Annotated in this window: 13 protein-coding genes and 1 tRNA gene; 4 read left to right on the top strand and 10 right to left on the bottom strand. The window is 74.0% G+C overall.

The annotated features are described in order from the left end of the window. Positions 1–74 precede the first annotated feature (74 nt). Positions 75–347: a cell division protein CrgA gene (gene crgA / locus ACI79Y_RS07555; protein WP_457157883.1), complete on the bottom strand. Its 273-nt coding sequence runs from the start codon at positions 345–347 to the stop codon at positions 75–77. A gap of 141 nt (positions 348–488) precedes the next feature. Here crgA and ACI79Y_RS07550 point away from each other — a divergent pair, with 141 nt between their 5' ends. Genes ACI79Y_RS07550 through ACI79Y_RS07540 form a run of 3 tightly spaced genes read left to right on the top strand, consistent with a single transcriptional unit; the run spans position 489 to position 2,129 of the window. Beyond that, the gene (locus ACI79Y_RS07550) at positions 489–1,247 is read left to right on the top strand and encodes a DUF881 domain-containing protein (RefSeq protein ID WP_457157882.1); all 759 of its coding nucleotides are present in this window, start codon (positions 489–491) and stop codon (positions 1,245–1,247) included. Between the two features lie 28 nt (positions 1,248–1,275). After that, positions 1,276–1,461: a hypothetical protein gene (locus ACI79Y_RS07545; protein WP_457157881.1), complete on the top strand. Its 186-nt coding sequence runs from the start codon at positions 1,276–1,278 to the stop codon at positions 1,459–1,461. Then, positions 1,458–2,129, top strand: a complete 672-nt coding sequence (locus tag ACI79Y_RS07540) for an aminodeoxychorismate/anthranilate synthase component II (RefSeq protein WP_457157880.1) — start codon at positions 1,458–1,460, stop codon at positions 2,127–2,129. The genes ACI79Y_RS07545 and ACI79Y_RS07540 overlap by 4 nt, the downstream gene beginning before the upstream one ends. 81 nt (positions 2,130–2,210) lie before the next feature. On the opposite strand, the gene pknB is transcribed toward ACI79Y_RS07540, so the two are convergent. From pknB to ACI79Y_RS07505, 7 genes are all read right to left on the bottom strand, one after another. Then, positions 2,211–3,998: a Stk1 family PASTA domain-containing Ser/Thr kinase gene (gene pknB, locus ACI79Y_RS07535; protein WP_457157879.1), complete on the bottom strand. Its 1,788-nt coding sequence runs from the start codon at positions 3,996–3,998 to the stop codon at positions 2,211–2,213. A gap of 142 nt (positions 3,999–4,140) precedes the next feature. Continuing rightward, positions 4,141–5,916 carry a protein kinase domain-containing protein gene (locus ACI79Y_RS07530; protein WP_457157878.1) on the bottom strand — a complete coding sequence of 592 codons (1,776 nt, stop codon included), beginning with the start codon at positions 5,914–5,916 and terminating at the stop codon, positions 4,141–4,143. After that, positions 5,916–7,361 carry a peptidoglycan D,D-transpeptidase FtsI family protein gene (locus ACI79Y_RS07525; protein WP_457157877.1) on the bottom strand — a complete coding sequence of 482 codons (1,446 nt, stop codon included), beginning with the start codon at positions 7,359–7,361 and terminating at the stop codon, positions 5,916–5,918. The genes ACI79Y_RS07530 and ACI79Y_RS07525 overlap by 1 nt, the downstream gene beginning before the upstream one ends. A gap of 191 nt (positions 7,362–7,552) precedes the next feature. Continuing rightward, the gene (locus ACI79Y_RS07520; RefSeq protein WP_457157876.1) at positions 7,553–8,971 is read right to left on the bottom strand and encodes an FtsW/RodA/SpoVE family cell cycle protein; all 1,419 of its coding nucleotides are present in this window, start codon (positions 8,969–8,971) and stop codon (positions 7,553–7,555) included. Then, a complete protein-coding gene (locus ACI79Y_RS07515; protein WP_457157875.1) occupies positions 8,971–10,389 on the bottom strand; it encodes a protein phosphatase 2C domain-containing protein in 1,419 nt (472 codons plus the stop codon). The genes ACI79Y_RS07520 and ACI79Y_RS07515 overlap by 1 nt, the downstream gene beginning before the upstream one ends. Continuing rightward, positions 10,386–10,844: an FHA domain-containing protein FhaB/FipA gene (locus tag ACI79Y_RS07510; RefSeq protein ID WP_457083367.1), complete on the bottom strand. Its 459-nt coding sequence runs from the start codon at positions 10,842–10,844 to the stop codon at positions 10,386–10,388. Before ACI79Y_RS07510 ends, ACI79Y_RS07515 begins: the two co-directional genes overlap by 4 nt. 21 nt (positions 10,845–10,865) lie before the next feature. Beyond that, positions 10,866–11,645 (bottom strand): FhaA domain-containing protein, encoded by a 780-nt coding sequence (locus ACI79Y_RS07505; protein ID WP_457157874.1) that lies wholly within the window; start codon positions 11,643–11,645, stop codon positions 10,866–10,868. A 252-nt stretch (positions 11,646–11,897) separates the two neighbouring features. Between ACI79Y_RS07505 and ACI79Y_RS07500 the strand changes: the two genes are divergently transcribed. Further along, positions 11,898–11,980: transfer RNA gene (locus ACI79Y_RS07500), tRNA-Leu, on the top strand. A 52-nt stretch (positions 11,981–12,032) separates the two neighbouring features. Here the strand turns inward: ACI79Y_RS07500 and ACI79Y_RS07495 are convergent. Together ACI79Y_RS07495 and ACI79Y_RS07490 are read right to left on the bottom strand one after the other, a co-directional pair. Then, complete coding sequence (locus tag ACI79Y_RS07495) at positions 12,033–13,067, bottom strand: hypothetical protein (RefSeq protein WP_457157873.1); 1,035 nt, start codon at positions 13,065–13,067, stop codon at positions 12,033–12,035. Continuing rightward, entirely contained in the window at positions 13,064–13,717 is a 654-nt protein-coding gene (locus ACI79Y_RS07490; protein WP_457157872.1) for an RNA polymerase sigma factor, read from the bottom strand. Before ACI79Y_RS07490 ends, ACI79Y_RS07495 begins: the two co-directional genes overlap by 4 nt. Between the last annotated feature and the right edge of the window lie 101 nt (positions 13,718–13,818).

Raw genomic sequence — 13,818 nt, 5'->3', positions numbered from 1 at the left:
GGCGTCCCCGGACCCGGGAACGACGAAGGCCCCCGTCCCCAGGGGGACGAGGGCCTCCGTGACGCGAGCGGCGGTCAGCGCCAGCGCATCGACATGACCAGGCCGGCCACCATGGCGCCGAACCCGATCGCGAAGTTCCAGGCGCCGAGGGAGACCATGAAGCCCAGGTCCTGGCCGGCGACGTAGTAGACGACGATCCACAGCAGGCCGAGCAGCATGAGCGCGATCATCACCGGCGCGTACCAGCGGGGACTGGGCTGGGCCGCCCGTGCCCGTGCCGCCGAGGACGGGAGCACGCCCTCGGGCGGCGTGTAGACCGACTTCTTGCGCACCTTGGACTTCGGCACCTGAGCGGACTCCCTCCCGGGCCGGGGCACTGTCGCCCCGGCATGACCTCCTCCCAGCCTAAGCTGCTGGGAGAACCGGCCGTGCTCGAGACGGGCCGCTTCCCCTGTCCGGGTACCCGGACCGACCCCCAGGAGGTACCGGTGGCCCGTTGGTCCCGCTCCTCGGTCTGGACGGCGCTGGTGCCCGTCGTCGCCCTGACGGCCGGGCTGCTGTTCGCCACCTCCGGGCAGACCGCGCGCGGCACCGACCTGCGGGCCGGGGAGATCACCGAGCTGTCGGAGCTCATCCGCCAGCGGGACGCCGTCGCCGCCCGCCAGCAGGAGGAACTGGTCCGGCTGCAGGGTCGGGTCCAGGCGCTCACCGACCAGGCGGCCACCCGTGACGTCGAGGTCGCGGCGGTGCAGGCCGGGTCCGCGCGCGGCCTGGCCGCCGCGGGGCTCACCCCCGTGCGCGGGTCCGGGGTGGAGATCGTGCTGGACGACGCCCCGCGCCCGGTCGGCGGTGGACTGCCCACCGGGGCGACACCCGACGACGTCGTCATCCACCAGTCCGACGTGCAGGGCGTGGTCAACGCGCTGTGGGCCGCCGGCGCCGACGGGGTGGCCATCATGGGCCAGCGGCTGATCGCCACCAGCGCCGTCCGCTGCGTCGGCAACACCCTCCTGCTGCAGGGCCGCACCTACTCCCCGCCGTTCGTCATCACCGCGGTCGGTGACTCCGAGGAGATGCGCAGCGAGCTGGCGGCCTCGCGCGAGGTGACGGTGCTGCGCCAGGCCGCCGAGGCGTACGGCCTCACCTACCGGGTGTCCGACGAGCGGCAGGTGTCGCTGCCGGCCTACGAAGGCCCGCTGGACGTGCGCTACGCGGAGGTCGACGCCGGCTCATCCCCCGCCGGGTGACCCGCAGGTGACGGGAGGGAGACCGGACGTGTACACCTGGATCCGGCGGCACCTCCCCTGGGGCCACCGCCGGCGAGCGGTCGCCTCGCCGGTGCTGGTCCCGGTGGTCGCGCTGCTCCCGTTCGCCGTCTCCCCGTGGATCGAGCCTGCCTTGCCTCTCGCCGACGCGCTTCCCGCCGACGTGCCTCTCGCCGACGTGACGGTGGACCTGTGACCGCCTCCGCCCCCGTGGTGCGGCGGCCGGTGCTGGTCGTCGACAACTTCGACAGCTTCGTCTACAACCTGGTCCAGTACCTGGGACAGCTGGGCGTGCCCAGCATCGTGCGGCGCAACGACGCCGTGACGATCGCCGAGCTCGGCGACCTGGACGTCGCCGGGGTGCTGCTCTCGCCGGGGCCGGGCACGCCGGTGGACGCCGGGGTGACCGTGCCGATGGTGCGGGCCGCCGCCGAGGCCGACCTGCCCGTCCTGGGCGTGTGCCTGGGGCACCAGGCGATCGCCGAGGCCTTCGGTGGCGTGGTGGGCCGGGCGCCGGAGCTGCTGCACGGCAAGACCAGCGAGGTGGTCCACGACGGGGAGGGCGTGCTCGCCGGACTCCCCTCGCCGTTCACCGCGACCAGGTACCACTCGCTGGCTGTGGAGGCCGGCAGCGTGCCGGCCGAGCTGGAGGTCACCGGGCGGACGCCGTCGGGGATCGTGATGGCGCTGCGGCACCGGGAGCTGCCGATCGAGGGTGTGCAGTTCCACCCCGAGTCGGTGCTGACCGAGGGCGGGCACCAGCTGCTGGCCAACTGGCTCACCCGGTGCGGGCTCGCGCCCGACCCCGACGTCGTCGCCTCGGCCGCCGCGACCGTCCGCCGGCTGACCACGGCCACCGTCTGACCTCCGCAGCGCCCCGCTCGACGACGAGGGCCCCTCCCCGGTGTTCCCGGGGAGGGGCCCTCGTCGTCGGTGTCCGGTTGCTCAGTCGCCCGGGGCCGGGGCCGTCTCGGTCGGTGTCCCGGCCGCCGTCTCGGTCGGCGTGGCGGTGGGGGTCGCGCTGGGCGTGGGGTCGGTCGGCTCGGGGACGGCGAGCAGCAGGGTGATCGTGTCGCCCGCGGTGACCTGGGTCCGCGCGCCCGGCTCGGTGCCGACCACGGTGCCGGGTGCGACGTCGCCGCGCTCCACGTTCTGCGCGGTGATGTTCCCGGCCGGGATCCCGGCGTCGAGCAGGGCCTGTCGGGCGGCCTGCTCGGTCTGCCCGGAGACGTCGGGCAGCTCGACGCTGCCGGTGGAGATGCCGAGGGTGAACGTCTGGTCCGGAGGGGCCTGGGTGCCCTCACCCGGCGAGATGGACACCACGCGGCCGGCCGGCTCGAGGGAGTCCACCTGGCTGGCGTTGACGATCCCGGTGAACCCGGCGGTGCTCAGGCTGTTGCGCGCACCGGACTCGGTCAGCCCGATCACCTCGGGCACGGTCACCGCCTCCGGGCCGGCGCCGATGACCAGCGCGACGGGGGTGCCGGGGTCGACCTCCTCGCCGGCGGCCGGGTCGGAGCGCAGGACCCGGTCGCGCTGCTCCTCGGTGCTCGGTTCCGTGGTGATGGTGCCCTCGGTCAGGTCCGCCGCCACGATCTCGGCCAGCGCCTCCTGGCGGGTGAGGTCGACCAGCGTCGGGACGGTGGACATCTCCACCACCGGCTCGGTCGGCTCGTCGTCGCCGTTGATCGCGATGAGGACCCCGACGACGGCGGCGATGAGCACCAGCGCCCCCACGACCGCGGCGATGACCCGGTTCCGCTTGCGCTTGCGGGCCGCCTCGTCGTCCTCGGCGTCCCAGTGCCGGTCGTCGTAGCCCTGCGGGCCGACGGCCGCGCCGTTCATGATGGTGGTCTTCTCGGCGTCGCTCATCACCGGCGTCGCCTCGACGCGCTGGCCGGCGACGGCGCGCAGCAGGTCCGCCCGCATCTCGGCGGCGGACTGGTACCGGTTGGCCGGGTTCTTGCTCATCGCCTTGAGCAGGATGGCGTCGAGCTCCGGCGGGATCTCGGGGTTGATCGACGACGGCGTCCGGGGGTCCTCGCGCACGTGCTGGTAGGCGACCGCCACCGGGGAGTCGCCGGTGAACGGCGGGCTCCCGGTGACCAGCTCGTAGAGCAGGCAGCCGGCGGAGTAGACGTCGGAGCGCGCGTCGACGCCCTCGCCGCGGGCCTGCTCGGGGGACAGGTACTGCGCCGTGCCGATCACCGCGGCGGTGGAGGTCATGGTCGCGGCGGAGTCCGACACCGCCCGGGCGATGCCGAAGTCCATCACCTTGACCGTGCCCTGGGGCGTGATCATGACGTTGCCGGGCTTGACGTCCCGGTGCACGATGCCGTTCCGGTGGCTGAAGTCCAGCGCCGCGCAGATGTCGGCGGTCAACGACATCGCCCGTTCCGGCGACAGCCGGCGCTCGTGCCGGACCACGTCGCGCAGCGTCTCGCCCTCGACGTACTCCATGACGATGTAGGGCGTGGCGCCGGTGGCGGTGCGGTCCTCACCGGTGTCGTAGACGGCGACGATCGCCGGGTGGTTCAGCGAGGCCGCGGCCTGCGCCTCGCGGCGGAAGCGGACCTGGGACGAGGGGTCGCGGGCCAGGTCCTGGCGCAGCACCTTGACGGCGACCTCACGGCCGAGCCGGAGGTCGCGCCCGCGGTGCACCTCCGCCATGCCGCCGCGGCCGAGCACCCCGCCGATCTCGTAGCGCTCACCGAGCACCTGGGGGCTGGTCATCGGGGTTCCTCTCGGGCCGTGCGGTGCGGAGGCGCCGACGACCGGGTCTGCGCCACGCCGTCGCGGAGCCTAATCGCTGACGGCGGCCGCACCGGCGCGACGCGAGCAGTGCGTGAGACGCGAGCAGTGCGTGACACGAGGGTCACGGGGTGCCCAGTGGACCGCCAGGGCCACCCGCAGGGGCTCCCAGGTTCGTCCCGGCCTGCTGCCCGCCCTCCTCCTCAGCCGGTGGCTCCTCTGGAGGTGGCTCCTCGGCCGGTGGCTCATCGGCCGGGGGCTCCACGGCTGGTGGAGGGGGCGTCGACGACTGGGTCGCTGAGGACGGGGTCTGGCTCTGCCTGCTGGCCGTGGGCGTCTGCGTGGCGGTCACGGTGAGTGTCGCGGTCGCTGTCGACCGGGTGCTCCCCCCACCGGAGGGGCTCTGGCTGACCGATGCTCCGCCGCCCTGGTCCTCGTCCTGCTCGTCCGGCGAGTAAGCGGACTCCGCAACGTAGAGGGTGATCGTCTCGTCCCCGGCCAACTGCCCCGCCGGTGGCGAGGCGGTGACGACCTCGCCGGCCGCCAGCTCGACGCCGGCTGCCTGGAGCTGGTCCTGCGTGGCGGCCTCCTGTCGGACGTCGACGAAGCCGAGTCCCGCCAGTGTCGACCGGACGTCGTCGACGTCCTCGCCCACGTAGTCGGCGACGTCGAAGGCGATGGCGTCGGATGCGCTGGTGCGGGCGGGCGCGGTGCTGGTCGCCGAAGGGTCGTCGTCGGCCGTGCGGCTCCGGTCCTCGTCACCTCCGGCGGTCACCGCCGCGAACAGGCCACCGGCCACGGCGAGCACGAGGACGACCGCACCGATGACCATGAGCAGCCTGCGGCGCCGGTCCGCCGGGTCCGGATCGTCGCCGTCCCACCTGCTGGCCGACCAGCGGTCCCCGTCGACCGATCCGGCGGCGAGCGGGGGCATCGTCCGCGGGGCGGTCGCCGGACCACGGACGGCGCCCGGGTCGGTGGCCGGGATCATCGTGGTGGAGATGCCGTCCTGGTCCAGGACGGTGGTCATGGCGGTGCTGGGCGCGACCTGGCCGCCCGCGGCCACCTGCCGGACGACGGCGGCGAAGGCGCCGCCGTCGGGGAAGCGGGCGGCGGGGTCCTTGGCCAGGGCGCGCTCGATCAGTGCCCGCACCGGCCGTGGCACGTCGGCGGGCATCGGCGGGGGCGGCCGGTTGATCTGGGCCAGCGCGATGGCGACCTGGGACTCCCCGTCGAAGGGGCGCACCCCGGCGACGCACTCGTAGCCCAGCACGCCCAGGGAGTAGACGTCGGAGGCGGCGGTGACGACGTGCCCCTGCGCCTGCTCCGGGGAGAGGTACTGCGCGGTGCCCACGACCATGCCGGTGCGGGTGAGCGGTGCGGCGTCCCGGGCGTAGGCGATGCCGAAGTCGGTCAGCTTCACCACGCCGTCGGGACGCACCAGCAGGTTCCCGGGCTTGATGTCGCGGTGCACCATGCCGGCCGCGTGCGCCGCCGACAGCCCCTCGCCGGCCTGGCCGAGGACGTCGAGGGTCTGCTGGGGGGTCAGCCGGCCGCGCTCGGCCAGGATCGTCACCAGCGGCTTGCCCTCGACGAACTCCATGACCAGGTAGGCCAGGCGCTGGCCGCCCTCGCTCCCGTCCGACGGGTCCACCGTCTCCCCGTAGTCGTAGACCGAGGCGATGTTGGGGTGGGACAGGGCGGCGGTGTGCCGGGCCTCGTTGCGGAAGCGGATGAGGAAGTTCGAGTCGCCGGTGTACTCGCTCTTGAGGATCTTCACCGCGACGGTGCGGCCCAGGGTGAGGTCCTTGGCCTGCCAGACCTCGCCCATCCCGCCGGTGGCGATCGGGGCGGTGATCTCGTAGCGGCCGGCCAGCACGGTGCCCACGCGCACGGCCATCAGCCGCCGGCCCCCAGCCGGGCCTCGATGACCGAGCGCGCGATCGGTGCGGAGACGTCGCCGCCGGTGCCGCCGCCGTTGCGGACGAAGACGGCCACGGCGATCTGCGGGTCGTCGGCGGGGGCGAAGCCGATGAACCAGTTGTGGTCGGCCCCAGCGTTCTCCGCCGTGCCCGTCTTGCCGGCCACCTGCACACCGCTGATCCGGGCCCGGCGACCCGAGCCGTTGTCGACGACGCTGGTCATCATCTCGGTGAGCTGCTCGGCGACCTCTTCGGAGACCGGCTCGGAGAGCACCTGTGGCTCGGTCTGGTCGATGACGCTGAGGTCGGGGGCCTGCACCGACTCGACCAGGTACGGCTCCATGAGCACGCCGTCGTTGGCGACCGCGGCGGCGATCATCGCGGCCTGCATCGGCGTGACCTGCACGTTGAACTGGCCGATGGAGGTCTGCCCCAGCTGGGCGTCGCCGTCGATCTCACCGATCGTGCTGCCGGCGACCGGCAGCGGGATCTCCCGCTTCTCGTCGTCGAGGCCGAACGCCTCGGCCATGTCCCGGACCCGGTCTTCACCGAGGTCGATGCCGAGCTGGGCGAAGGCCGTGTTGCAGGAGATGGTGAGCGCGTCGATCAGCGGCTGCTCGCCGCTGGGGCTGCAGGCGGAGTTGCCGAAGTTCTGCAGCGTCTCCTCGGTACCGGGCAGGACGTAGTCCTGGGGGGCCGGGATGACCGTCTCGGGCGTGTAGTCGTCGGTGGCCAGCGCCGCGGCGGAGACGATCACCTTGAAGATCGAGCCGGCCGCGAAGCGCTCGTCGAGGGCGAAGTTGGTCACCTGGTCCTCGGTCAGCGACTCCCGGTACTCGCGGATCGCGGCCGGGTCGTGCGAGGAGAGCAGGTTCGGGTCGAACGTGGGCGTGCTGGCCAGGCCCAGCACGGCGCCGGTCGAGGGATCGAGCGCGACCACGGCGCCGGCGAGCCCCTCGTCGAGCCCGGCCAGACCCTCCATCGCCGCCTGCTGCACGGCCGGGTCGATGGTCAGCTCCACGTTGCCGCCGGCCGGGTCGCGGCCGGTGAAGATGTCGGTGAGCCGGCGGAAGGCCAGGCGCGCGTCGGTGCCGGCGAGGACGTCGTTCGCCGCGTCCTCGATCCCGGTGCGGCCGTAGATGAGCGAGTAGTACCCGGTGACGGGGGCGTACACCGGGCCCTGCGGGTACTGGCGCAGGTAGCCCAGCCGGCTGCCCTCGCTGGGCACCGAGCTGGCGACCTCGTTGCCGGCGACGACGATCGCCCCGCGCTCCTGGTCGTACTCCTCGACCAGGGTGCGGGTGTTGCGCTCGTGGCTCCGCAGGAAGTCGGCGCGGACCACCTGGATGACGTTGACGTTGACGATGAGCAGGGTGAACAGCACCAGGACGCTGATGGCCACCTTGCGCAGGGGCGCGTTCACGGGCGGACCACCTCCGTGGGCGCGTCACGCTGCTGGTGATCGGTGCGGTGGTGGGTCACGGTCATGGCCGGACCACCTCGGTGGGGGCGTCACGCTGCTGGTGATCGGTGCGGTGGTGGGTCGCGGTCATGGCCGGACCACCTCGGTGGGGGCGTCACGCTGCTGGTGATCGGTGCGGTGGTGGGTCGCGGTCATGGCCGGACCACCTCGGTGGGGGCGTCGGTGAGCTTCTGCGGGGTGGCGGGCGGCGGGGTGGCGGGGCGGCGTGCGGCATCACTGATCCGCACCAGCAGCGCGATCAGGCCGAAGTTGGCCACCAGCGAGGACCCGCCGTAGGCGAGGAACGGGGTGGTCAGGCCGGTCAGCGGCAGCAGGCCGGTGACCCCGCCCAGGACGACGAACACCTGCCAGGCCACCGCGAACGCGAGGCCGGCGGACAGCAGCTTGCCGAAGCCGTCGCGCACGATCAGCGAGGTGCGCAGGCCCCGCTCGACCAGCACCAGGTAGAGCACGATCACCGCGACCAGGCCGAACAGGCCGAGCTCCTCCCCGATCGCTGCGGCGATGAAGTCGCTCTTGGCCACCGGCACCTGGTCGGGGCGCCCACCGCCCAGGCCGGCGCCGAACATACCGCCGGTGCCGAGCCCGAACAGGGACTGCACGACCTGGTAGCCGCCCTCGTCGATGTTGCCGAAGGGGTCCAGCCAGGTGTCGACCCGCACCCGCACGTGGCCGAAGAGCTGGTAGGCGATGAACGCCCCGCCGGCGAACAGCAGCAGGCCGATGACCAGCCAGCTCGCCCGCTCGGTGGCGACGTAGAGCATGACGACGAAGATGCCGAACAGCAGCAGCGAGCTGCCGAGGTCGCGCGCGAAGACCAGCACCAGGATCGATGCGGCCCAGGCCAGCAGCACGGGGCCGAGGTCGCGGCCGCGCGGCAGCTCGAGGCCGGCCACCTTGCGGCTGGCCAGGGCGAGGACGTCGCGCTTGTCGACCAGGTAGGCGGCGAAGAAGACGATCAGGCAGATCTTGGCGAACTCGCCGGGCTGGATGGAGAACCCGGCCACCCGGATCCACAGTTTCGCGCCGTTGACCTCCGAGATGGACGAGGGCAGCACCGCGGGGATGGCGATCAGCACGAGACCGATCAGGGCCAGGGTGTAGGCGAACCGGGCGAGCACCCGGTGGTCGCGGACCACCACGAGCACGGCGACGAACAGCACCAGCCCGACGGTCGCCCACAGCAGCTGGACCGGGGCGTCCTCGCGGGTGGCGGCGGCGCCGATCTGCTCGCCGGCGATGTCCAGCCGGTGGATCATCACCAGGCCGAGCCCCACCAGCACCGCGACGCAGGGCAGCAGCAGCGGGTCCGCGTAGGGGGCGAAGCGCCGGACGACGACGTGCGCCACCGCCCACAGCGCGGTGAACCAGGTGCCGAAGGTGGCGAGCTCGGGGCTCAGCGACCCGGTGACGGTCAGGTCGACGATGCACTGGGCGGCAAGGGTGATCAGCACCGCGAAGCCGAGCAGCGCCAGTTCGGTGCCCCGCCGGGTGGGCACGGGCGCGGCGCCGGCGGGGACGGCGCGCGGGTCGGTGCCGGGACCGGTCATCAGTCGACCTCCCGGCAGTCCACCCCCGGCTCACCCGAGCTGGAGGGCCGCGGGGCCGTGCCGGTCGGGCTCGCCGTGGGGGCGTCAGCGGGAGAGTCGGCAGCGGGGGAGGTGGTGGCCGGGGGAGCCTGCTCGGTGGGCGCAGGAACGGTGGGCGCGGGGGTCGCGGTGGGGGCGGAGCTGGTGGCGGCGGTGCTCGGGATGGTGCGGCAGATGGGCAGACGCTGACCGCGCAGGTTGGCGAGGATCCGCCGGGCGTCCTCCAGGTCGTCCGCGGCGATCCCGTCGGACACCCGGTTGCGGGCGGCCTGGGTCAGGTCGCTGGTGGCGAGGCCGGTGGTGTGGTCGAGCCGGTAGAGGTCGAGTCCGGCGATCGAGGCGTCGACGCCCCGGAACACGGCGACCTCGTCGCCCTCGTCGGCCGCGGCGACGCCGACGAACCAGTGGCTCATCACGAACAGCCAGCCCCCGAGCGCCGCGGCAGCCAGCAGCACCACCACCGTCCCGCCGATCAGCGCGGTGCGCAGCGGGCGGCGGGCCCGGCCGGGGGACGGCCCGGCGGTGCCGTCGGCCACCGGCGGGCCCGGCGAGTTGTGCGCCAGGGCGGCCCGGCCGGCCGCCGACCGCGAGTCGACCTCCCGCTGGCCGGCGTTGTCCCCGGCGGCGCCGTCGACGACCGGCTCGATCAGCGCACCACGGCCGTCGTCCTCGACGACGTCGGCGACGATGCAGGTGATGTTGTCCGGCCCGCCGCTGCGCAGCGCCAGCTCGATCAGCCGGTCGGCCGTCGCCTGCGGGTCGGCCTCGGTCAGCGCCTGGGCGAGCGTCTCCTGGCTGACCACCCCGGAGAGGCCGTCGGAGCACAGCAGGTAGCGGTCGCCGTCGCGGGTGTCGCGGATCGAGAGATCGGGCTCGACGTCCTGGCCGTTGAGGGCGCGCAGCAGCAGCGAGCGCTGCGGGTGGCTGTTCGCCTCCTCCTCGGTGATCCGGCCTTCGTCGATCAGCGACTGCACGAACGTGTCGTCGTGGGTGATCTGGTGCAGCTGCCCGTCGCGCAGCAGGTAGGCGCGGGAGTCGCCGACGTGGCACAGCGCCACCCGGGCGCCGGCGAAGAGGATCGCGGTGAGCGTGGTGCCCATCCCCTCCAGCTGGGGGGACTCCCGGATCACCTCGCGCAGGTGCTCGCTGCCGTCGAAGACCGCCGACCGGAGGGCCTGCAGCAGGTCGCCCGAGGGGGCGTCGTCGTCGAGGTGCTCGAGCGCGGCGATCACCACCTTGCTGGCGACGTCACCGGCGGCGTGGCCGCCCATGCCGTCGGCGACGGCGAGCAACCGGGGCCCGGCGTAGACCGAGTCCTGGTTGGTGCCGCGGATCAGCCCGCGGTCGGAACGCGCGGCGTAGCGCAGGACGAGGCTCATGAGCGGAGCTCCAGCACGGTCTGCCCGATCCTGATCGGCTGGCCGGGGGACACCAGCAGCGGCCCCTGCACCCGCTGCTGGTCGAGGTAGGTGCCGTTGGTCGACCCGAGGTCCTCGACGTACCACTGGCCGCCGCGGTTGGTCAGCCGGGCGTGCCGGGAGGACGCGAAGTCGTCGGTCAGCACGAGGGTGGAGTCGTCGGCCCGGCCGATGAGGATGGCCTGGTCGCCGAGGGTGATCCGGGTGCCGGACAGCGGGCCCGCGGTGACCACCAGGTGGCGGGGCCCGCGGGAGCGCTTGCGGCCGGTCTGCGCGCGTGGGGGCACCGAGGCGACCCGGCCCGCGCGGCCACCGAACAGGTCGGCGCGGACCACCCGGAAGGCGGCGAAGATGAACAGCCAGAGCAGCAGCAGGAACCCGAAGCGGAAGGCCTGCAGCACGATCTCAGCGGGCACCGGACCCCCCGGGGACCGCGGTCACGCGCCGTCCTGCCGGTAGACCAGCACCGAGTGGCCGATCCGGATGACGTCGCCGTCGGCGAGCTCCTGCCGGCTGACCCGGCGGCCGTTGACCAGCGTGCCGTTCGTGGAGCCCAGGTCCTCGACGGCGACCCGGTTGCCGGCCAGCTGGACGTCGGCGTGCTTGCGGCTCACCCCGGTGTCGGGCAGCCGGACGTCGGCGTCGGTGCCGCGGCCGAGCACGTTGCTGCCCTGCTCGAGGACGTGCTTGGTGCCCGGGCCGTCGACGACGAGCACGTGGGAGGTGCGCTGGCCCGCGAGGCCGACGGCGCCCGCATCGGGGCCGGGAGCGCCCTGCACGCCCGCCAGCGGGGGGAGTGGCGGCAGGCCGGGGGGCGCTCCCGGTGCCGGCTCGGCGCGGTGCTGGGCGCCGCGGTCGCCCACGTGGGAGGAGACCTCGAAGACGCCGGTGCGCAGTTCCTCGTCGCGCTCCAGGTGCACCTCGATGTCACCGAAGGTCTGGTACCCCTCGGACTCGACGTGCTCGGCGACCATGTCGGCCAGCTCGGCCGCCAGCTGCTCGGACCACTCGGCGAGGTTGTCGTGGTCGGAGGGCCCGAGGGTCACGGTGAAGACGTTGGGGGCCAGGACGCGGCCACCACCCATCACGGAGCGCTGCTCGTCGGCCTCGCGCTGCAGGGCGTGGGCGATCTCGGCGGGGTGCACCTTGCCCTTGAAGACCCGGGCGAAGGCCAGCCCGACCATGCCCTCCAGTCGCCGCTCGAAGCGCTGCAGCACGCCCACAGTCGCTCCTCCGCCCTCTGCCGACCTCCCGCTGCCCTGAGCGTCGATCGTAACCGGGGGGAGCCTCCCGGACCGGTCGCACGCCGCAGGCGCTCCGGACGATCTCGTCCGCCCGGAGTGGAGGCCACCTGTCTACCAGCGTCCCGCCGGCGGGGTGGCCGCCGCGCCGGGAGAACCGGCACCGAGCGGTCTCTCAGGGGGTGCCGTCGGGTGCCTCCGCCGGGCTGCTACTGTTCTTCCTCGCCAGGGCAAGTGGCGGAATGGCAGACGCGCACGGTTCAGGTCCGTGTGTCCGAAAGGACGTGGGGGTTCAACTCCCCCCTTGCCCACCCGGCCGAAGGCCCCCTCCCGATCAGGGAGGGGGCCTTCGTCGTTCCCGGGTCAGGGGTTGTGCGTCACCTGCTCGGCGAACTCGAGCACCTGTTCCCTGGTGAGCGCATCCGGGGCCTGCAGGGTGAACGTCGTCCCGTCGGGGAACTGCGCCTGCAGGAACCAGCCGCGCTGGTCGAGGTACCCGGTCTCGACCGGCACCAACTGGGCCGGCCGGCCGTGCACGGTCACGTCCTGCTGCGGGCCGACCGGCCCCATGATGCTGCTGCGCACCTGGTCGGGCGGGGCAACGTCCTCGGCCAGCGGGAGGTGGACGGTGATCTCCTGCTGCTCGTAGGCGTCGTTGACCAGTGTCAGCACCCGGCCCATCTTGAATCCCCGCACCGACCAGCCGGCCGGGGCGAGCCCGACGTCCAGCGTCGCCGGCTGCGGCCGGTCGACCAGCGATCCGGCGATCTGCAGCACCCGCTCGGGGGCCCGGTACCGGCCGTGGGCCTCGATGGCCACCCACTGGCCGTCCGTCCGCTCCCAGCCGAGCCAGGTGAGGGCCCGTCGCGCGCAGCCGGCGTCGTCGCACCACTCCCGCGAGTACCGGACCAGTTCGGCCTCCTGCCCGTCCACGGTGACCTCCTCGACACCGGTCACTCGCTGCTGGACCGTCTCGTCCTCGCCGGGCCGCTCGGTCGGCTCGTCACCGACGTGCAGCGTGAAGCCGTTCTCGCCGGCCGGGTCGTCGTAGGCGGCGATCGTGGCGCCGTCACCGTCCCCGTCGAAGGCCGGGCGGAGTCCGTCGGGCACCGGGTCGAGGGACAGCGGGAACGTCGGCATCTCGAAGTCGACGAGGGTCACGCTGCTGGCCGGGGCACCCGGGCCGTCCGGCGCGGCGATGACCACGGCCGCCGACCAGGCCGCGGCGACGGCGACGCCGGCGACGCCCAGCCGGAGCGCCGTCCGCCGGCTGGGCCGTCGGCGGCGTACCGGGCCGTCGATCTCGGCCAGCAGCGCGGCGCGCGCGGCCGAGCGCGCGGCGGGCGACAGGGCCGGAGCCTCCGGCCCCGCCTCGCGGATCAGCGTCAGCTCGTTCATCGGGTCTCCTCCGGGGTGTCGCCGAGCGGGGAGACGTCCCCGAGCGCGGCGCGGGTCTGGCGGCGGGCGCGGTGCAGGCGGGAGCGGACGGTCCCCACCGGGACGTCCAGGACGGTGGCGATCTCCTCGTAGCTGAGGTCGCCCCAGGCGAGCAGCAGCAGCGCGTCCCGGTCGTGGGGCTTCAGCGCCCCCAGCGCGGCGGCCAGCGGGCCGCGCAGCGCCTGGGCGTCGAGGCGGTCGGTGCCCTCGGCCGGGTCGGCGGCGTGCTCCGCCGGCTGCCCGGCGGCCTTGGCCAGCGTCCGGTACCGGCGCCGCTCGGTGCGCTCGTGCCCGTGCACGACGTGGGTGGCGATGCCCAGCAGCCAGGGCCGGACCTCCAGGTGCTCGGGGCGGTAGGCCGAACGCCGGCGGAAGGCGATCAGGAAGACCTCGCTGAGCAGGTCGTCGGCGAGGTCACCCACCCGCCGGCCCAGGTAGCGGTGCACGGCGGCGGCGTGCCGGTCGAACAGCGCGGTGAACTGACCCGGGTCGGTGACCGAGCGGGTGATCAGGTCCGCGTCCGTCGGCAGCGACGACGGCAGGGCCCGCAGCGGGACCGGGTCCGGGACGGGTGGGCGGTGCGCGTCGGAGTGCACGCGGAAGCCGGCCACGGGGGGTGATGCTCCAGCAGCGGTGGGTGGGCTCGTCACACCCCTACATGTCCGGACCCCGGCATCCGGTTCACGGACGACGGCGCCCCGGCCACCGCTCG

Source organism: Modestobacter sp. SYSU DS0875 (assembly GCF_054050915.1).
Note: the sequence above shows the minus strand (reverse complement) of the source record. Positions and strands in the feature narration are given on the sequence as shown.